21 protein-coding genes and 1 pseudogene are annotated in these 19,717 nt (G+C 41.9%); 3 read left to right on the top strand and 19 right to left on the bottom strand.

Annotated elements, in window-relative coordinates:
- Positions 1 to 10 precede the first annotated feature (10 nt).
- The 7 genes from BQ4305_RS18095 to hxlA all read right to left on the bottom strand — a co-directional run bounded on the left by BQ4305_RS18095 (position 11) and on the right by hxlA (position 6,949).
- On the bottom strand, positions 11 to 1,285 hold the full coding sequence (locus BQ4305_RS18095) for a nickel pincer cofactor-dependent isomerase, group 22 (protein ID WP_110929150.1): 1,275 nt from the start codon (positions 1,283 to 1,285) through the stop codon (positions 11 to 13).
- A gap of 24 nt (positions 1,286 to 1,309) precedes the next feature.
- Entirely contained in the window at positions 1,310 to 2,356 is a 1,047-nt protein-coding gene (locus BQ4305_RS18090; protein WP_110929149.1) for a TRAP transporter substrate-binding protein, read from the bottom strand.
- A gap of 86 nt (positions 2,357 to 2,442) precedes the next feature.
- Positions 2,443 to 3,717, bottom strand: coding sequence for a TRAP transporter large permease subunit (locus BQ4305_RS18085; protein WP_110929148.1), 1,275 nt, complete (start codon positions 3,715 to 3,717; stop codon positions 2,443 to 2,445).
- Complete coding sequence (locus BQ4305_RS18080) at positions 3,714 to 4,268, bottom strand: TRAP transporter small permease (protein WP_110929147.1); 555 nt, start codon at positions 4,266 to 4,268, stop codon at positions 3,714 to 3,716. The genes BQ4305_RS18085 and BQ4305_RS18080 overlap by 4 nt, the downstream gene beginning before the upstream one ends.
- Positions 4,269 to 4,302: 34 nt before the next feature.
- Positions 4,303 to 5,325 carry a TRAP transporter substrate-binding protein gene (locus BQ4305_RS18075; RefSeq protein ID WP_110929146.1) on the bottom strand — a complete coding sequence of 341 codons (1,023 nt, stop codon included), beginning with the start codon at positions 5,323 to 5,325 and terminating at the stop codon, positions 4,303 to 4,305.
- 425 nt (positions 5,326 to 5,750) lie between these two features.
- Positions 5,751 to 6,311, bottom strand: a complete 561-nt coding sequence (gene hxlB / locus BQ4305_RS18070; protein WP_110929145.1) for a 6-phospho-3-hexuloisomerase — start codon at positions 6,309 to 6,311, stop codon at positions 5,751 to 5,753.
- Between the two features lie 5 nt (positions 6,312 to 6,316).
- Positions 6,317 to 6,949: a 3-hexulose-6-phosphate synthase gene (gene hxlA / locus BQ4305_RS18065; RefSeq protein WP_110929144.1), complete on the bottom strand. Its 633-nt coding sequence runs from the start codon at positions 6,947 to 6,949 to the stop codon at positions 6,317 to 6,319.
- A 190-nt stretch (positions 6,950 to 7,139) separates the two neighbouring features.
- Between hxlA and BQ4305_RS18060 the strand changes: the two genes are divergently transcribed.
- Entirely contained in the window at positions 7,140 to 7,505 is a 366-nt protein-coding gene (locus tag BQ4305_RS18060; RefSeq protein ID WP_110929143.1) for a transcriptional activator HxlR, read from the top strand.
- Positions 7,506 to 7,583: 78 nt separating this feature from the next.
- On the opposite strand, the gene BQ4305_RS18055 is transcribed toward BQ4305_RS18060, so the two are convergent.
- The 3 genes from BQ4305_RS18055 to BQ4305_RS18045 are packed head-to-tail and all read right to left on the bottom strand — an operon-like array spanning position 7,584 to position 11,459.
- Positions 7,584 to 8,885 (bottom strand): nucleotide sugar dehydrogenase, encoded by a 1,302-nt coding sequence (locus BQ4305_RS18055; protein WP_110929142.1) that lies wholly within the window; start codon positions 8,883 to 8,885, stop codon positions 7,584 to 7,586.
- A gap of 25 nt (positions 8,886 to 8,910) precedes the next feature.
- Positions 8,911 to 10,230, bottom strand: a complete 1,320-nt coding sequence (locus BQ4305_RS18050) for a glycosyltransferase (protein ID WP_110929682.1) — start codon at positions 10,228 to 10,230, stop codon at positions 8,911 to 8,913.
- Positions 10,231 to 10,259: 29 nt separating this feature from the next.
- Entirely contained in the window at positions 10,260 to 11,459 is a 1,200-nt protein-coding gene (locus BQ4305_RS18045) for a glycosyltransferase family 4 protein (protein WP_110929141.1), read from the bottom strand.
- 179 nt (positions 11,460 to 11,638) lie between these two features.
- Between BQ4305_RS18045 and wecB the strand changes: the two genes are divergently transcribed.
- Positions 11,639 to 12,763, top strand: coding sequence for a non-hydrolyzing UDP-N-acetylglucosamine 2-epimerase (gene wecB / locus BQ4305_RS18040; protein ID WP_110929140.1), 1,125 nt, complete (start codon positions 11,639 to 11,641; stop codon positions 12,761 to 12,763).
- 53 nt (positions 12,764 to 12,816) lie between these two features.
- Here the strand turns inward: wecB and BQ4305_RS18035 are convergent, their stop codons facing one another.
- Positions 12,817 to 13,902: a tartrate dehydrogenase gene (locus BQ4305_RS18035; protein ID WP_110929139.1), complete on the bottom strand. Its 1,086-nt coding sequence runs from the start codon at positions 13,900 to 13,902 to the stop codon at positions 12,817 to 12,819.
- 195 nt (positions 13,903 to 14,097) lie between these two features.
- Between BQ4305_RS18035 and BQ4305_RS18030 the strand changes: the two genes are divergently transcribed.
- On the top strand, positions 14,098 to 14,592 hold the full coding sequence (locus BQ4305_RS18030; RefSeq protein ID WP_110929138.1) for a potassium channel family protein: 495 nt from the start codon (positions 14,098 to 14,100) through the stop codon (positions 14,590 to 14,592).
- Between the two features lie 54 nt (positions 14,593 to 14,646).
- On the opposite strand, the gene BQ4305_RS18025 is transcribed toward BQ4305_RS18030, so the two are convergent.
- The 8 genes and pseudogenes from BQ4305_RS18025 to BQ4305_RS17990 form a co-directional block, all read right to left on the bottom strand.
- Positions 14,647 to 15,078 (bottom strand): terpene synthase, encoded by a 432-nt coding sequence (locus BQ4305_RS18025; protein ID WP_110929137.1) that lies wholly within the window; start codon positions 15,076 to 15,078, stop codon positions 14,647 to 14,649.
- A 67-nt stretch (positions 15,079 to 15,145) separates the two neighbouring features.
- Positions 15,146 to 15,607, bottom strand: a pseudogene (locus tag BQ4305_RS18020) (GNAT family N-acetyltransferase).
- Between the two features lie 138 nt (positions 15,608 to 15,745).
- Positions 15,746 to 16,465, bottom strand: coding sequence for a KDGP aldolase (locus BQ4305_RS18015; RefSeq protein ID WP_110929136.1), 720 nt, complete (start codon positions 16,463 to 16,465; stop codon positions 15,746 to 15,748).
- Entirely contained in the window at positions 16,455 to 17,579 is a 1,125-nt protein-coding gene (locus tag BQ4305_RS18010) for a DgaE family pyridoxal phosphate-dependent ammonia lyase (RefSeq protein ID WP_110929135.1), read from the bottom strand. The genes BQ4305_RS18015 and BQ4305_RS18010 overlap by 11 nt, the downstream gene beginning before the upstream one ends.
- Before the next feature lie 5 nt (positions 17,580 to 17,584).
- Entirely contained in the window at positions 17,585 to 18,235 is a 651-nt protein-coding gene (locus tag BQ4305_RS18005) for a DUF4310 family protein (protein ID WP_110929134.1), read from the bottom strand.
- Between the two features lie 3 nt (positions 18,236 to 18,238).
- A complete protein-coding gene (locus tag BQ4305_RS18000; RefSeq protein WP_110929133.1) occupies positions 18,239 to 19,024 on the bottom strand; it encodes a DUF4311 domain-containing protein in 786 nt (261 codons plus the stop codon).
- A gap of 16 nt (positions 19,025 to 19,040) precedes the next feature.
- Positions 19,041 to 19,343, bottom strand: a complete 303-nt coding sequence (locus BQ4305_RS17995) for a DUF4312 family protein (RefSeq protein ID WP_199880751.1) — start codon at positions 19,341 to 19,343, stop codon at positions 19,041 to 19,043.
- A complete protein-coding gene (locus BQ4305_RS17990) occupies positions 19,336 to 19,710 on the bottom strand; it encodes an SFCGS family glycine-rich protein (protein ID WP_110929131.1) in 375 nt (124 codons plus the stop codon). The genes BQ4305_RS17995 and BQ4305_RS17990 overlap by 8 nt, the downstream gene beginning before the upstream one ends.
- Between the last annotated feature and the right edge of the window lie 7 nt (positions 19,711 to 19,717).

The raw sequence follows: 19,717 nt of genomic DNA, 5'->3' as shown, positions 1-19,717 counted from the left end.
TTTCATTTTGTCATTCTGATAAACTGGCTGACTGACAGTCTAGCTCCATTTCTTCTGGCTCAGAGAGAAGTTCAATATTTTCATTTCTCTCAGCTTCTTCCTTCAGGCTCTCTGAAATCCAAATTTCTTCAATATCTAATGTATTTTTAATTCTGACTGCCCTTACTTTCGTCAAATCGAAAGCATTGCAGGTTTTAATGGCTGCTTTGACGGCCAATTTCTCGGTAGCTAACACCATCGGAAGTTTGACTACATCGGTGACTGTGCTTGTTAACGCATTCGCATATCCCTTTTCCCATTCAATCTGATCCATGACTTTTTGAGTCGTCATATCTGCCATGCCAATCCCGTTTGCATTGCCATGGGTTTTCTCAGTGAGTCCAAGGACCACCGTCCGCTTGACATCCGGTCCGCCTGTCGCATAAGGTGTGGCGAAATTCCCTGTTATATTGGGATCCATGCCATCTCCGGATATATCCTTTCCCAGCTCATCGACGATAAGAACATCCATCGTATCAAAGTGGATCTTCGGCATGAATGATTTCGCTTCTTCTAAAAGATCCGGCTCTTCTTCCTCTATTTTTTCTGCCGGGACCGCCACGATTTTCGCCGGGCGGTCATAAGCATTTTCAATGGAAGCAAGGCCAAAGATAATCGGTGTTTTCTCCAAGGATATTCTTGACATTTGGACAATATGGTCAGCCATATATTTGAAGCTGAACGAATGGGCGGCCTCTGCACCTTTTTGTTTTCCTAAACCAATCGTAATCATTTTCATCAGACCGCTTTCCATCCTGCCGCGAAAAGCAGTGTGCGGTTTTACCCTGTTTATGACAACCACTTTATCCGCTTCAAAAGCCAGCTTGTCAAAGTAGACAGGCAATCCGTTAGGCAATTCTCCTAGTTTAACCACTTCCATTGAGGATCTGACCGGGGCTCCAACGGACTCCTCAAATACGCCCAGCTGGAGCAATACATCTGTCTGTCCTTCTGCTGTCGCCCCGCCATGGCTTCCCATCGCCGGGACGATGAATGGATCGCCCCCGGCCTTTTTTACAGCCTTGACTGTTTCTCTGACTAAAATGGGCAGATCGGCAACTCCTCTGCTTCCGACTGCGATGGCTACACTGTCACCTGGCGTTATTCTCGGCAGGACTTTGGCTCTTTCCAGGGCGTCCTGAACAGCTGTTGCTGTATCTTCCAGAACAGGCGTGCGGAACTTCTGCCTGGCCCTTATCATTTTAGGAATAGGAATTTCTGCTAATAGTTCTGAAATAATATCCATTTTTCTCCTCCTCACCGAAGGCCATTATTTTGATTCTCTGACTTTCTCTACTTCTGCCATCATTTCATCCACTAGATCCTTGCCGAATTTTTCAGCATATTTATCTGTAACCGGCTGAACAATTTCCTTCATCTTTTCCCTCTCAGCTTCAGACACTTCGTTTACTTCCATTCCCGCGTCTTCCAACTTTTTAAGAGCGCTTTCATTATCTTTGCGATTTACTTCGCGCTGATAATCACGCGCTTCCTCTGCACTTTCTCGAAGAATCTTCTGCTCTTCTTCTGATAATCCGTCCCAAAACTTTTTACTGACGAGGAAGACAAATGGTGTATACACATGATTTGTCAGGCTTAAATTCGTTTGAACTTCATCGTATTTCTGCGTCACAATTGTCGCAAGCGGGTTTTCCTGCCCGTCTACTGTATGACTTTCCAATGCTGTGAACACTTCAGAAAAGGCCATCGGGGAAGGATTTGCTCCCAGCTTTTCAAAGGCATCCAAATGAACTTCATTCTGCATGGTTCTTATTTTCAGTCCTTTAAAGTCTGCTGCGGTCTTAACAGGATGTTTGCTGTTTGTCAGCTGACGGAATCCGTTTTCCCAATATCCAAGTCCGACTAATCCATAATCAGGCAGCTTATCAAGCAGTTTTTGTCCGACCTTACCATCAAGTACTGAATAAGCCTCTTCACTTGTTTGGAAAACAAAAGGAAAATCATAGATGCCATATTCCGGAATGATCCCCACTAAAGGAGAGGTAGACGGTACGGTTATTTCCTGCATCCCTGCCTGCAGAGCTTCTGTCATCTTGAGATCGTCTCCAAGCGTGGCATCGAAATAATTTTGCACTTTCATTTTTCCACCGCTCTTCTCCTCTACAAGTTCTTTGAATTTATTCATTCCCTGGCCTTGCGGATGGCTTTCGCTGTTTCCTATCCCCGCTTTTATTACTCGTGTCTGAATGCCTTCACTTGCATTTCCCGTTTCCGTGCTTCCGCCTCCGCAGCCGCCCATTATTAACAAGCTCGGGAGCACAAGCGCCATTGCCGTTCGTTTAAACCATTTGTTCATTCTTTTCCCTCCCAAATTCATTTGATTGAAATTCCAGAATAATATCAGTCTATTTTTTAAAAAGTCCCTTTCAGCTTAAGTTATGCTTAAGTGAACCAGCCCAAAGGTACCAATACAAGCTGCGGGAAGAGGATCAGAAGGATAAGCACCGCAACTTCCACAAGCAAGAAAGGCCAAATTCCTTTCATAATATCTTCCATACTGATCTTACTTACCCCGCATATAACATTCAGCACCGTACCGACCGGAGGAGTAAGCAGACCGATCGAGGTTGTCAGGATAAACAGAACTCCAAAATAAACCGGGTCAATTCCTGCCTGTGTAACAATCGGTATTAAGACAGGTGTCAAAATCAAGATCGTTGGGGTCATATCCATCGACGTTCCAATAATGATGACCAAGAAGACAATAAGTAATGTCAGTAACATCGGCTGGTCCATAAACGGTTCTACAACTGAAATAAACTGTGCCGGCAGATTCGCTACTGTAATCAGCCAGGAAGAAACAAGAGCTGCAGCAACCAGGAACATGACAACACTGGTCATTTTCGCTGCATTTACCAAAACATTGTATAAATCCTTAATCTTAATTTCCCGATAGATAACCACGCCGACAAACATGGCATATACTGCTGCCACTACTGCCGCTTCAGTCGGGGTGAATAATCCGCCCTTTAATCCTCCAATAATGATGACCGGCAGAAATAGGGCCCAGATTCCCTGACGCAGTGCCTGAAAAATTTCTTTAGCCGATTTTCGAGGCTGAACCTGCACCTTATCTTTTCGTGCTACAATTGCCCAGACAGTTGTTAAACCAACCGCTAAAAGTACTCCCGGGACAATACCTGCCATAAAAAGCTTCGTAATGGAAACACCGCTGGCGACACCGAAAATAATGAAGCCAATGCTCGGAGGGATAATCGGAGCAATAATGCCTCCTGCCGCAATCAATCCGCTTGAACGGTTCACATTGTATCCGCTTTTGACCATCATCGGTACCAGGATCGCTCCAAGCGCTGCTGTATCAGCAACTGCTGAGCCTGATAAACTGGCGAATAATAAACTTGCAATAATAGCGACGTAACCGAGGCCCCCTCTTATATGGCCAACCAATGTCATAGCCATTGTGACAATTCGCTTGGAAAGCCCTCCCGCATTCATCAGCTCCCCCGCTAACATAAAGAACGGTATGGCCATTAAGGGAAAGTTATTAGCACCATTGATTAAATTCTGAGCTACAATTTGGCTGTCAAAGATTCCAAGGAAAAACATTAACGCCACACTGCTGACCAACAAGGCAAAGGCAATCGGGATGCCCAGAGCCATTGCACCAAGTAAAGATCCGACAAATACTCCAATCATCCCTGTTTTTCCTCCCTCTCTGTATTAGCAGTATGCATAGCGATGATTTCTTCTGATTCACTAATGGGTGTCAATTCTTCATCAGAAATTTTCTTAAAAATAATTCGATAAATATTATTGATTGTCATAATCCCCATGGAAACGCTTACCAAAATACCCGTTCCATAAACGAGTGCAAGCGGCATTCCGACGGCCGGTGTTACACTGTCCATATTCATCACGGTCATTTTCCAGCTGCCGTCTAAAATCAGATACAGGACATAAAGAATAATCAGGTCACAAATTACATTCACAATTTTTTTAGCTCCAAGCGGCAGTCTCTTGATAACCAAGTCTACACCTAGGTGTTCTTTATTTTTGTAAGCTCCTATCGCTCCTAAGAAAGTCAGCCAGACGAACAGATAGCGTGACATTTCTTCTGACCAGGTGATACCCGAATTGAAAAAGTAGCGCAAGACTACATTTCCAAAGACCAGGATCACCATGAAGCCTAAAGCTGCTGCCATGACAATGTTTAAAACATTTTCAAGAAACCTCGTAACTTTATCCATTCCTTTTCCCCCTCTCAAACTTTTTTCTCATTTCTTACTCTGCCTTGATTCTTTTATACAAATCTTCTGCCCAGTCGTTTTCTTTAAAGATTTCGTCATATAAAGGATCTGCAGCTTTTTCCATGTCTTTTGTGAAACTCTCGCTCGGCTCGGCAAATTTTATTCCATGTTTCTTAAGGAATGCTTTATCATCTTCATAACTCTTCTCCATTAAATCAAATTCATAGGCTGCGGCTTCTTTCGATGCTTTTTCAATGATTTCTTGCTGTTCCTCTGTCAATCCGTCCCAAAACTTTTTGTTAATGATATAGATGTTCGGACTGAACATATGTCTGGATTCCAATACATCGCTTTGCACCTCATACCAGCCAGACTGTCTAAGAGTTGCAATCGGATTATCCTGAGCATCCACTACTTTTTGTTCAAGTGCTGTAAATACCTCCGAAATCGGCAGCGGACTGACATTCATGCCAAGTGCGTCCCCGAGTTTGATATAGTTCGGAATGTTCGGCATTCTTAAACGCATTCCGTCAAAATCCTTCATGCTTTTCATCGGCTTATTGCTGGAAAACATGCGGAACCCATTTGCGCTCCATGCAAGCGGCTTTACCCCGTGTTTGGATTCTAGATCCTCGGTCAGCTCTTCGCCAATCGGTCCATTCAGCACAGACTTTACATGTTCATAATCTCTAAAAAGGAACGGCCATTCCGGAACTCCCATTTTCGGGATATCCGCCTGCATGATAAGACCGGGAATTCCCATTTCAATCGTTCCATTTCTCACTCCGTCATAAAACTCCTGTTCAGCTCCTAACGTGCTATTCGCATAAATTTGAACTTTCAGCTTGCCGCCGCTTTCTTCTTCCACAATTTTTTTGAATTTTTCCTTTAAAGCAATGTTTTGAGGATGATCTTCTGCGAAATAATGCGCTACCTTAATGGTTTTCGTACCGCCTGCAGACCCGCTTGTTTTTTCCCCATTGCCGCACCCTGCAAGAAGCATGGAACCCGCAATCACCATCGTTGATACCATTCCGTAAATCCTTCTTTTCTTCATACATGTACCCTCCCCTTTTAAATGTTGTAAGCGTTATCATTTTGGGTAAAATTGATTCCGCCTTTCTCTTTAACACCTGCAGTTCTATATGTTTTAAATTATAAAACATCGTTTTTATACCAAGTGATGAGAAGGATCTGTGGTGAAATTTTTTACCAATTAAGTTTTATAATGTAAAACATAGTTTTAAATGGAAAACTTACTTTGATTATAATCATCTCTTTTTTATAAAGTCAAAGACTTTTTTAAATTTTTTGATAAATCTTAAAAAATGCTGATTCTTACTTTCTTTTCGTGTAAAAGCATTCTTGAACCGAGCACCGTTTATTATTTTTAAATAATTTTAAAAAGAGTCATTCAATCTTTAAAACGAATTTTTTCAGAACATAAAAAAGAGACGGAGCTGGCCTCCGCCTCTAATTAACCTATTCTAAATTAGCGTGTATCCCATACATATTCTCGCTGTCTAATCCTTTTTTCTCCATGATTCTTAAGATGACAGCATCAAAAAACAGAAGCATGGTTTGTTCGAAAAGCGATCCCATCGGCTGGATTGTTTTATAATCCCCCTCTGACTGATCTTTTGGAGATCCCGGCAATTTAACAGCTATATCAGCCAGTTTTCCTATAGCAGACTCTGGAAAAATAGAAACTGCCGCAACAGAACCGCCGATCTTTACCGCTTTTTCAGCCATGGACACAAGGCTTTTCGTTTCCCCTGAGCCTGTCCCGATAATCAGCAAATCTTCTTTGGAAAAAGCAGGTGTATTCGTTTCGCCAATGACATAAGCGTCAATACCCATATGCATCATTCTCATGGCAAAAGACTTAGCCATGAGACCTGACCGGCCTGCCCCGGCGACGAATACTTTTCTTGATTCCAGAATTCGATTCACTAATTGCTCCGCTTCTCCTTCATTTAGGAGATTTGCAGATTGACTTAGTTCTTTTATTATTTCTGAAAAATATTGCGTTGTCTGAGTCATACAGATCAGCCTTTAGTGATTAATTCTTTCATTTGGGCAGCAGTTTCTTTTAGGTTATCTTGTCCAGTGATTCCTCCGCCGACAATGATAAGATCCGGCTGTGCTTTAATCACTTCTGGTAGAGTATCTAATTTAATTCCGCCGGCAACCGCTGTTTTTGCCTGTTTCACCACGCGCTTGATTGTTTGCAGGTCTTCGAATGAATTTTTTCCAACTGCTTGAAGATCGTAGCCCGTGTGTACACAGATATAATCAACGCCGAATTCGTCTAATTCTTTTGCACGTGTCTCTAAATCTTTTACAGCAATCATATCAACTAGGATTTGTTTTCCTTGCTTCTTCGCTTCTTCAACAGCCCCTTTAATGGACTCATCTTCAGCAGCTCCTAAAATAGTTACAATGTCTGCTCCTGCTTCTGAAGCCTTCATGACTTCATATCCTGCTGCATCCATGATTTTTAGGTCTGCAAGAACTTCTAATGAAGGAAATGCCTGTTTCATTTCTTTAACTGCGCGCAGACCCTCGTTAATGACAACAGGAGTGCCAATTTCTACTATATCAACGTACTCTTCCACTTGTTTGACCAATTCAATGCCTTCTGGGATATTTACTAAATCTAATGCTAGTTGTAATTTCATATTTCTCAGCTCCTAGATGATTTTTTTAGCCCAGTTCTACTTTACCCTGCTCAAAGAAGGTTATTCTTCTTTTAAACTGTGCAAGGCTAAGTATAATCTCTCTCTGAGAAAAATATAAGTACGCACTTTTTTCTTACATAGTGTCCAAAAGTATACTAAGGCTGTATAATACGGTTTGAGGTGAAGAAATATGTCGAGAATGCAAAATAAAACGTTTAATTGTGAAAAAGAATTAACTCTGTCTGTGATCGGAGGGAAATGGAAGATGCTGATTTTGTGGCATCTTGGCAAAGAAGGAACAAAGCGCTTCGGTGAATTAAAGGCATTAATTCCGGGGATTACCCAAAGAATGCTTGTCAGCCAGCTGCGGGAACTTGAAGAAGATCTTATCGTCCACCGGGAAGTTTACCCTATTGTGCCTCCAAAAGTTGAATATTCTCTGACTGAACAGGGTGAAAGTCTGATGCCCATTCTTGATGCCATGTATAGCTGGGGCAAGAATTATATGAAAAACTCATTAAAAGAAGCTGAAATTAAAACAGAAGCCTCCAAATAACCATAATGAAAGGCATCGGGAGAGATAACGCTCTCCCGATGCCTTAATATTTAAAACGATATAAATTTTTCTACTGGATCAACTGATGATCCGTTTCTTTTCTTCCTTCCGCTGACTGCTTTTATATTGAAATACATTTCCTAAATTGACGACAGGAATTTGTGTATTGGTTTGATCGATACAGTTTCTTGTATCCAATATTAATTTATGAGACATGTTTTCCGTCAGCTTATCATAATCTAATTGCTTAAATTCATTGTGGTCTGTTAAAACAAGTATTAAATCGGCATCATCAACCGCATTCTCTGCAGATACAACCGGCATTTTACCTGGTTGAACATGCGGGTCGAATAAGGACACTTCCATCTCATTCATGGACATCAAAATGTTTAGAACATCGATTGCAGGGCTTTCGCGAATATCGTCCACATTTCCTTTATAAGCCAGGCCAAACACCGCGATTTTTGGCTTTCGAATTCCTTCTGTCAGCATCCGTACACAGTTGACAATATAATAAGGCATCGAAACATTTGTATCACGGGCCAATTCAATGATTCTAGCAGATTCAGGTGCCTCTGCTACAATGAAATATGGATCTACTGCAAGGCAATGACCGCCTACCCCTGGTCCAGGCTGATGAATATTTACACGGGGATGCTTATTGGCCATAGAAATGACATCTAATACGTTAATATCCAGCTGGAAGCAGACCTTTGCCAGCTCATTGGCCAGTGCAATATTCACATCTCGGAACGTATTCTCCATAAGCTTGGACATTTCTGCTGTCTTGGCATCCGTGCGGATAATCTCTCCTTTGACAAACGTTTCATAAACCCGGCTACCTTGATTTGCGCAGGCTTCTGTCACGCCTCCGACAATGCGGTTATTAAAAATCAATTCTTCAAGAATCTTGCCTGGCAGCACCCGTTCAGGACAGTGAACAAGGAAAACATCTTCCCCAATGGTCAGACCGGCCATTTCAATAACCGGCCTGATGTGATCGTCCATCGTTCTTGGGGCGATGGTTGATTCGATAATAATCACATTCCCTTTCTCTACATATGGGAGAACACCTGATACGGCTTCCATAACGTAGGTAAGATCACAGGATTTATGCTTGTCCTTTTTATTTGGTGTAGGAACCGCAATAATAAAGACATCCGCTTTTTCCGGCTCCAAAACAGCCCTGAATCGTTTGGCATCCAGTACTTCCTGAAGAAGTTCTGAAAGGCCTGGCTCTTCAATATGAAGTTTTCCGTTATTTAACTTATTAATGATTTCCGGATGAATGTCTACTCCTACTACATCGACTCCGTGCTTGGCAAACATCAGTGAAGTTGGAAGTCCAATATAACCTAATCCCATTGTACAAAGTTTCAACATAACCACTCCTAAATTAGTTTTATCAAGCTGACTGATAGATTTTAATGAAATTTTCCTTTTCTTGTTTCCAGTTATATTTTTTCCGGGCCGCCAAGCAATTCTGACTCATTTGTTCCCGGATTTCAGGATTCCTTAATAAATGATTGACTCCGTCCGCAATTGAACGGGGATCATGTGAATCAACGCATACGCCGATTTTTTCCTTCTCCACAACCTTTTGTATTTCAGGAAAGCTGCAGGCAATAACCGGCACTCCGCTCATCATGTATTCAAATAGTTTGTTAGATGAAGCAGAATAATGGTTGAAGCAGATATTATTCAATACCTGGAAGCCTAAATAGGCGTTTCTTGTATAATGGAGCAAATCATCAACTGGGACCTTTGGGATAAACTTTACACGGTCTTCGAGACCTCTCTCGGCCACCATGCTCATTAAGCTGGTTTTGATTTTTCCATCTCCTATAAATACAAGCGTTCCCTTTTCCATCATCGGGACTGCTTCAACCAGTTTTTCTAGGCCTCTCCCCATTTGAATCCCTCCCTGATACAAAAGGATGGGTTCTGAGTCCGGAAGCCCGAGCATTTCATGCAGATCGACGGCTTTGCTTTTCTCAGGCAGGGCTGGAATCGGATAGTTATGGACAACTTTTGGATAAAGTCCGTACAATTTTTCATTGTATTTCGCGCGGGTATGATTCTCGGCTATCATTTCATCTACAAAACGCAGCAAGCCTTTTTCCATCCATCCATAAATCCGGCTGTTATACCCTGTTCTGCTCGTCTGAACTTCATGTGAGTCATAAATGAGCTTCCTTCTCCTGAAAAATTTGCTGCAAAGCACTCCTTGCAGGAGCGTGTTTAAATCATTGGAATGATAAAAATCATATTTCTTTTTCCGGCCATGAAGCACCATTTGGCTAAAGATATAGCTCCTTGTCAAAAATGTCGGCAGCTTTGTTTTTACTATGACGGCCGCCACAAGTCCGGCAGCTGCACAAGCACCGGCAAACAGCAAGGATCCCTTCCAATTTGTTATCGCCTCTAAATTCAAAAGCGTGTTCCAAATCATCAGAATAAGCAGCAGGAGTTCAATCTTTTTCTTTTTCAGTTGGCGTATTGCGCCAAAAACCTTGTTCAACAGATTCCAGCGGCTGTTAACTCTTGTGACTGTAAAACCATTTGCATGTCTTTCTCTTTTTGGAAGGTTTGTATTTTTCCAGTCGTGGATGGCTATGAGATCCACGTCAAATCCTGCTTCAGTAAGCGCTGTGCATTCCCGGAGGACTCGCGCATCATTTGTGAAATGATTCCACACGAACATACATACTGTCTTCGCCATAATCTCCTCCATCGTTAAAAAGTCGTCCCGTTTTACGCTTCGATTGTCTTTATAAGTCCTTTTATATTTTCAGACCAGAGGAAATGCTGCTTCGCGTACTTGTGCCCCTTCTCTCCCATTTCTTTCCTCATTTCCTTATCAGAAGCCATCTTCAGGATATGCCGGCTGATCTCTTCGACACTTCTTGTTTCTGCGACCAAACCGCATCCGGCTTCAAGAATCACTTCCTTTGCTCTTCCCGAGACATCAGCAACTACAGGCTTTCCTACACACATGTAATCAATGATCTTTCCAGGCAGGACCTTATTGAAAACATCCTTCTCTACTAAGCTGACATAGGCAATATGAGAGGAAGAAACTTCATGAAGAGTTGCCTTCCGGTTCATCGCATGGATGAGCTTTATGTTTCTTAACCCTCTTGAGGCAATCAAGTCTTCCAACTCGCATTTCCGATAGCCATAGCCAATGATTGAGAATTCAATCTTCTTATGATCCTTCAGCTTTTCAGCAACATCTATCAGCTTCATTAAATCCTGTGCAAGTCCGATATTTCCTGTGTATACGACTTTAATGCGTTTGGCTGACTCAGGCGGAAGCAGATCTTTCAAGCTGAGTTCCTCTGCTGTAAGAGAATTGGGAATGAACCGAATGTTCTCTTCCTTTACGCCTCTCGTCAGGATGTATTCCTTAAAACCCGGGCTGTTAATGATGATCCGATCAGACTTTTCATATAATTTCTTTTCCAGGAAAAAGGCTGTTTTCAAAATCCACCTATTGTTAAAAACACCTACCCCGATCAGTGACTCCGGCCATAAGTCCCTTACATCTGTAATGAGCTTGGCCTTCATTTTTTTCTTGGCAAGAACTGCTGCCAAGGTCGGGAAGATTGGCGGGGTTGTGACGAAGACATAATCATATTTTTTTTCGAGACAAATAATGGTATAAATGAAGAGCCACATCGCCTCCAAATAATGAAACAGCCGTCTCCACATGCTGTTTGTGTACCGCTTCACTTTGTCTGTCTGGATCCTGATGACATCCTCATCTACCCTTTCGTCATCCCAAAAATGGGAATCTTCATATAAACTCTGTTCGGGATAGCTTGGATTCAATGTGATCACTTTCACTTCATAACCCGCCCGTTTGAGATGGAGATATACGTTTTTCATCCTGTTCCCCGCACTTCCGATTTCAGGATAAAAATTCTGAGCAATCATCAGGACACTTTTCATGGGGCACCACCTCAATTCATGGTTAATCAAATCATGTCCTCATTGTAAAACCAGGTTATTAAGGAAGTGTTAACGAAGAATAAATCTACCGTGAAAATTATAAATATTATGTAAATTTGATTTCTAGAGAGGATTCAGCCTCTATAATGGAGGAGAAATTTAGAAGGCGAGGGATAAACATGACACGATTAAAAGTAATGGTCATCTTTGGAACAAGGCCAGAAGCCATTAAAATGGCGCCTGTTGTTCTTGAATTAAAAAAACATGAAGCTGAAATCGAAACCTCCGTGGTCGTTACCGCCCAGCACAGGGACATGCTTGATCAGGTTCTGGAATGCTTCAAAATCACACCGGATTATGATTTGAATTTGATGAAAGACAGGCAGAGTTTAGAGGAAATCACCTCCCGCAGTATTGAGGGATTAAGTCATATTATGAAGGAAATGCAGCCAAATATCGCCCTTGTCCATGGAGACACGACGACAACGTTCGCTGCCAGTCTTGCTGCTTTTTATAATCAGATACCGATCGGCCATGTCGAAGCAGGGCTTCGCACCGGAGATAAATACTCACCGTTCCCTGAAGAAATGAACAGGCAGCTGACCGGCGCCCTGGCAGATTTTCATTTTGCCCCGACAAAACAGGCAGCCCAAAATTTACTATTGGAAAATAAAAAAGCAAGCACGATTCATATTACTGGGAATACCGCTATAGATGCATTAAAAACGACAGTAAAGCATGATTATCATCATCCGCTTTTATCTGATCTACATGGGGATCGTTTGGTTTTAATGACTGCACATCGCCGGGAGAATCTTGGTAAGCCGCTTGAAAACATATTCCGTGCCGTGAAACGGCTGATCATGGATCATCAGGATATTCAAGTCATCTTTCCGATCCATAAGAATCCAGCTGTCCGGGAGATTGCTTATCATATTTTCGAGGGAGTTGAAAGAATCCACCTGATCGAACCTCTTGAAGTAATTGATTTTCATAATTTTGCAGCAAAGGCCGACCTTATTCTCACCGATTCTGGCGGTATCCAGGAAGAGGCTCCGTCCCTTGGAGTTCCTGTACTTGTCCTTCGAGATACGACGGAACGGCCTGAAGGAATTGAGGCCGGCACACTGGCACTTGCGGGGGTAGAAGAAGAAAACATCTACAAAATGGCCAGCCGTCTGCTGACAGATGAGGCATCCTATCAGAATATGGCCCGCTCTGCGAATCCGTATGGGGACGGAAAAGCCGCTAAAAGGATTGTTGAGTGCCTGCTGAGAGAACTTTCTCCAATCAGCGTTGTATGACCGCAAAAAAGCAGGACCTCTGAGTCCTGCTTTTTTCTATTTACCGAGCAATATTATTGCTGAATCAACCTGCAGTGAAGCAATTCCTGGATGACGGCATCACCGACCTCCTTCGTACTTGCAGACCCATTCATATCAGGAGTCAGAATGGAAGCATCCGACATAACCGATTCTATCGCTTCCAGTACTACCTTCCCCCAATCCTGTTCCCCGAAAAAGTCAAGCAGCTGACTGGCCGACCAGATGGCTGCCAGCGGATTGGCTATGCCTTTTCCAGCTATATCTGGAGCTGAACGGTGAATCGGCTCGAACATAGAAGGAAAAACCCTTTCCGGATTAATGTTTGCTCCAGCTGCAAGCCCGATTCCGCCAGCTATAGCCGCTCCCAAGTCTGTTACGATGTCTCCAAACAGGTTGGAAGTGACCACAACTTCAAATCGCCAAGGCTGTGTTACAAAGAACATGGAAGCTGCATCCACTAAGTATGAATACGTTTTCACTTCTGGATATTCTTCCGCAACCTCACTGAAGACCTGATCCCAAAAAACCATCGAATAGTTAAGGGCATTCCCTTTGCTGATACTGGTAAGCGATCTCCCTTGTTTTTTTGCTTCTTCGAAGGCATATCTGATTATCCGTTCAGTCCCTTTGCGGGAAAAAACACCTGTCTGTAAAACCACTTCCCGATCCTGCCCCTTGAATAGCCAGTCCCCGGCTCCGGCATACTCCCCTTCGCTATTTTCCCGGATTATAAGCATATCTACCTGTTCCTTTTTAATATCTTTCAACGGACAGGCCGCTCCCTCCAATAATTTTATTGGACGAAGATTCACATACTGATTAAAGCCTTTCCGTATTTTTAACAATAAACCCCATAAAGAAATATGATCAGGCACTGCAGGGTCTCCGACAGCGCCCAGATAAATGGCATCATGGCTTTTCAGCTGTTCCAGCCCATCCTCGTCCATCATTTTCCCATGTTCCAAATAATGCTTGCATCCCCATGGAAAATAGGTAAAGACAAACTCAAAGGAACCATCAAGCCCTGCTGCCTTATTCAACACTTTAATTCCCTCTGCAATCACTTCAGGGCCAATCCCATCCCCTTCTATTACGGCTATTTTGAATAACTTCTTCATCCTAAATCCCTCCGCTTCTGGGTTCATGAACGATACCATACATGACACTGCCCTACCATTTTAGCATACATTTTCTAAATTATTTAAATTTTGTATTATATTATAATGCTTGCTAAAGCAACGATATATCACCAGATTACGCAAAGCCTGTTGGGGTAAAAGAATAGAAATGTGGAAAGGAGTCGATATACATACATGTTTTCTAATGGAATTGTTTTGTTAATCCTTATTATCATAGCGATCAACTTATATGCTTTCTTTTACAATAAAGCTTATAAAAAGGTATTTTTCAGATCCCCGCTTTTCTATCATCTATTTTTAAATTTTGTGGTTATTGCGTTCGGTTTTGCTGTGATCTATTATCTCTTTTCTCAGCACACTGTAATCCTGATGGTCGACTCTCCGACAGGAGAAGAGGTTGATCCTTCTTTCTGGGATTTGCTATACTTCAGCGGTGTCACACTTTTAGCCATTGGCTATGGAGATTATGTACCTGTAGGAAACATCAGATTCTTCGCTCTGATTGAGGGAAGCATCGGCATGCTGCTTCCTGCCGCCTATTTTATCAAAGCATTGAATAAAGAAGAAAACCCGACGACGGATAAGAAGGAAAAAGAGGAAGAAGAAGAAAATGATGAGAATAAAGAAGAAAATAAGCACGCGGACAGAGAAAGCAAAGGAGATACGTAACAGCCTCCTAAAAAAGCTATAAACCCTTTTATATTATAGGGTTTATAGCTTTGTTTAATATTGGGATAAATAAATCCAATTTCTTTCATCGAATTCTTTAATCATATAATCCGAACCTACATTTTGTAAAATTTTGTTAAAATAATCTATATTATCTTCATTATCATACAAATCTTCCTGAATATATTCTTTAATAATAAAATTTGTTAAATTTGTAGTATTAACAAAATCCGAAAAGTAAGATCTTATAAGAAGTGAATCTTCTTTATTTAATTTTTTATCATTAATTATTGAAATCCTGAAAACATTTAAAATCGCGTTAATATCTTCTTCGTCCATATAACATAATGGATCCAGTTTTTTATCTTCTTCTGTAAATGGATTTCTAGTATCTTCAATTATTACATAAGATAGCATTTTTCCATTTTTGAATACATGAAAAATTTCTAAATCACGCAATTTCAAAACTCTAGTAAGTGATATCATCATTCTCTCCTCTACCCCAATATTAATCTAATTACTGTATGAAAAAAGGGTTCTCTGGATCGCTGACTCAGTGATTCAGCTCTTGGGTAAGACGAACCCTATCCCGGCACTGGATCCCGTTTTCAAAAATAGGTTCATGATAATGTTTTATAAAAAAATCACGCTCAATGCCGGACATCCTGAAACCGCATTTTTGATATAATGCCAGCTGTCCTATACTGGAATTCCCCGTACACACTTCCAATGTTTTATATCCCATTAATCATTTTGCTCTTTGAATCGCGTGAAGAAGTAACTGCTTCCCTATTCCTTTTCCTTGATATTCCTCTGAAACAGCAAGATTGACCAGCTCAATGATTGTCCGTCTTTCAGAAAGCAATACATAGACCCCTATTATGTTTTTTCCCTCTTCAGCTGCATAACACTCTCCCCCAAGTAAATAGGTTTCTATCCTTTCTCGAGAAGGATCCGCCAATAGCAATAAGTCCATCGGGGGAGATTCCTTATCGTTCAATTTCCGGATTTGCATCTTCTTCTTTCCCTTCGTCTTATAAGCCGTTATGCTCTTATTATAAAAAAACATGCCATGCAAATCATCAAAAAATCAGATGATTTACATAGCGTTATCCAAAAAGACTGATTATAGAGGAGATTCCATACTTAACATCTACCACTCCATTGCGATTAGCTTCTTCATGTATTCTATTTTTGTTTCACCCGTGTCCCTGTCTACCAATGATGTATATAAATGCGGAATGACTGTTTCTGCCCCGCTTTCCAAACAAGTTTTTACAATCACATCGACATTTTCTACTGTAATGCCTCCAGTTGGTTCAAAATATTTAATACCTGCATCGGCCGCTGCTTTCGCCATCGCTGCTACTTCTTCCAATCGTTTATCCCCTTCAATCGGATAAAATTTAACAGAATCCACTCCCATTTCCGCTAACATTACTGCCGCTAAGTCAGCTGAAACAGTTTCTTCAAATCGGGAACTGTCCGGGCCGGTTGCAATAATCACCTGACCGGGAATTCCAGAAGGCTTGACTAATGCATTTATGATCGTATTCGCTGCCCCTGCCTCTTCCAGTCGGCCTAAAGTATAGGCTGAGGCCGGAAAGACTTGATTAATATGTTTAGGTAAAGTTGCTGCAGAGACGTCGGCTACCTGTTTCCAAACTGCAGGATCTCCCGCCCCTAATCCTACAGAGACCGGAATGTTTTGTTCTTGATAAAGGGTTACCTCATCAACTGCACTCTGAGTGTCCGGAAATGACTTAACCATAATACCTATCAGTACACGGTTACCTGCAACTTGGACGATTTCTTTGGCATTTTCCACGTCCTTTGCTATACAATTAAAAATTACATTTTTGTTATTTGGCATAATATTTCTTAGACTCCTTTATAATGGAAATAATTTCTCTGGCAATACTATCCTCCTGTCCATCTAACAGCGGACGAGGATCCACTGAAAGGATACCAACGTTTACATAGTGATGCCGTAAATAGATAGCTGGATTTCCGTTTTCAAGCTGATGCAGTAACTGTTCTGCCGTAATGCCGGCTTCCCTCATCACTTCAATTTGCGCCCGGTAAATTGGCCGTCCTGCTTCATCTTGTTGAATGGTACAAGAAAGACCATTTATTTGATTGAGGGTTTCACACAGCTTTGTCATACTGCTGATCTGTTTATCAACACCGGCATCCTTGAATGGATATTCATTCAAAGCAACAATTAATCCAGAAATAGATTCTTTTCCGACCTTCATTGCCCGGCCGATCCCTTTGTATTGCTTACGGCAGGCCTCCATGTATTCCTTTTTCCCGCAAATAAATCCTGATGTCGGTCCTTCTAACGCTTTCCCGCCGCTATAGATCACAATATCTGCACCAATGGCGGCATACTTTCTAAAGTCGTTTTCCGCTGCACCGTCAATGATTAAAGGAATCCCATGTTTTTTAGCAATCCCTAGCATCGTTTCAATAGACTGCATTCCTTTTTGAACAGCATGGTGGGATTTAATATAAATGAGTCCCGCTGTTTTTTCGGTAATGGCACCTTCAATATGTTCCATTTCTACCTTGTTGGCATTGCCGGCTTCAACAACAACTCCGCCTCCCAAACGGATCATTTGGTCAATACTTCCGCCAAAATGGACATTATGCCCTTTTTGAATAATGATCTCATTCTGTAATCCATCGGAATTAGGGATCCTTTCAATTAAGTTTAAGTTTTTTCCCGCAATAATCGCTGCAGTGGAAATCGCAATCCCCGCTGCCGCTCCAACGGTCGGACAGCCATCTTCTGCTCCTGTATGATGAGCAATAATTGTCCCTGCATATTCGATTAATTCATCCATATCAACGTATCCTTGGGCAGCGTCTCTTATTGCATCAGCAATATTATCTGTCACAGCAGAGGCCCCAAGTGCAGTCATTTTTCCACTGGCATTAATAATTTTTTTCAAACCAAATGTTTCAAATATAGATGTTTCCATTTTTATCACTCCAAAGTTATAGGGAAGATAGCCCCAAGAATCATGGCGCCTAATATAGCGCCTCCAGCCACTGGTTTTTTCCATGCATAAAAGATTGCTGCTCCAGCAATAGAGCCAATACCAATTGGAATAGAGGCCCCGCAGGCAGATAGAACAATAAGCGGTCCTAAAAATCGCCCGGATTGGTTGCCTGCTCCCATCATTACATCAGATCCAAACGTAGAATTTGCTTTACCAACAGTGAATTTTTTCAAGCCTATCACAATATAACCAACCAGCAGACCAAGAATCGCTCCTGTTATAAGTGCAAGAGGAAAATTAGTGAGCGGTGCGATAAATCCAGATCCCAGCATTAATGCCGGTACTCCAATGCCAATACCTGTTTGCAAAGAACCGCCAATATCCAGAATCCCAACAAGAGAGCCTTCCAGTATTCGAGCAAATAAAAAGCTTGCCCCAAAGGCTGCTGCAGCACCATAGCCTCCCCCTTCCATCCCCGCTTGCAGCATAGCTACAATTGCCACATCATTAAATGCCCCAATGTGATGGACATAGTACATATGTGTTCCGGCGAAAATTCCAGAAGATAAAAAAGCTACAAAAATTGGAAACGACCAATCCCCATACCAAAAGTTTTTCATATTGATAGATTCCATCTATTATTTCCCTCCTCCGCCAATTAAATTATGTAAGTCAGTTAGCCATGCAGGAACATCTAAATGTACAGCAGTTAGTAAATTCATATCGAAACCGCGGAAGAAGCCGCTCAATACAAATAGAATAATCACAGAAACTAATAGAGTTTTCGTCACTCGATTCCAGCCGCTATCATCTACGCCTTTCCCGATTAATATTCCAAGTACAACACCCGGAACAGCATTCCCCATAATCAAATGAGCCAATCCTCCAAAAATGGTCCCCCATGTGCCTGAACGTTTCCCTGCATCCAAAGCCGCCAGCCAAAAAATAACTGGCATAACGGGATTGATTAATAGATTTGCTGCTGGTACTAATACTTTAACGGCTATCGCTTGCATAGATTCAGGAATCGCTGCTGCAGTGGAGTTTAGAAAAGAAACGACAATCGCACCAACAATGGCCCCGACAATAGCCATTTTCTTAGGATTATGTAAGGTATCTTCTACCCGTTTTCCTTTACCAATCAGAATAGCAGCTGCCCAGTTTGGAATAATCCGGTGATCTACATCTTGAGTAAAAGCACCTGCACCTACAGATGAGGCCCATGCGTTAAAGAAAAACCCTAATCCAAACGAAAAATGGGATACAGAATCACCAGCACAGGCATTTAATTCCCCCAGCGTTCTAAATGCCCCCATCCCCTGAACTTTCGGAGCATGAAACATCCGTGCTGCACCAGCACCCGTGCCAAAACCAACTAATCCGCCGATGATTAATGATTTCACTAATATGATCAGAAAATCCATGCATCCATCCCCCCTCTTACCTTTTCTTTTCTATAAAATTGATTTGATCTGTATCCAGGATAAACAGGTCGACTTCGACATCCATCACTATCCTAAAAAGACTTCTTTTTCTTGGAAAAAACAGCATTAAAAATCGCTCATTATATGTTTCCTCGGTTGCCTCAACGATTTCAATCTTCATTGGCTCAATCCTGATAATCATCCCTTTAAGTTCAGCGTTTACCTTCTTTTGAATCCTGCCAAGTGCATTTGCTATGGTCTGGTCTTCTATATTTCCTTTACCTTCGATACGGACTTTATGTGTTAACTTTTTATACATTAGAGGTCCCATTAATTCTGATATATTCTTCTGTGATCCTTTTTCCCAGCTCTTCAACATCCATGAATCCAAAGCCTAACACTTGCATTCCTTCACGGATCGCTGTAATTCCTTCATCGATAGAACGCATACCGTATCTTGCTTTATATCCATACTTTGACTGAGCTGTAATGGCTCCGGCACCGCCGCTTCCGCAAAATGAGATGCCTATCGTTGCATTATGAAGATTCATCTCTTCGCCTAAGCGCATATCTGCCCCAAATCCATCCACAACAATCGCTTTTCCGCCTGCTGCTTCCACACCCTTCGCTACGTTTTGCCCTTTTCCTAAACGATCTCCGATTACGACGACTACTTGACTGCTCATACTAACC

This window comes from Bacillus massiliglaciei, assembly GCF_900098925.1.
GTDB lineage: Bacteria > Bacillota > Bacilli > Bacillales > DSM-1321 > Peribacillus > Peribacillus massiliglaciei.
This window is presented reverse-complemented; position numbering and strand designations above follow the sequence as displayed.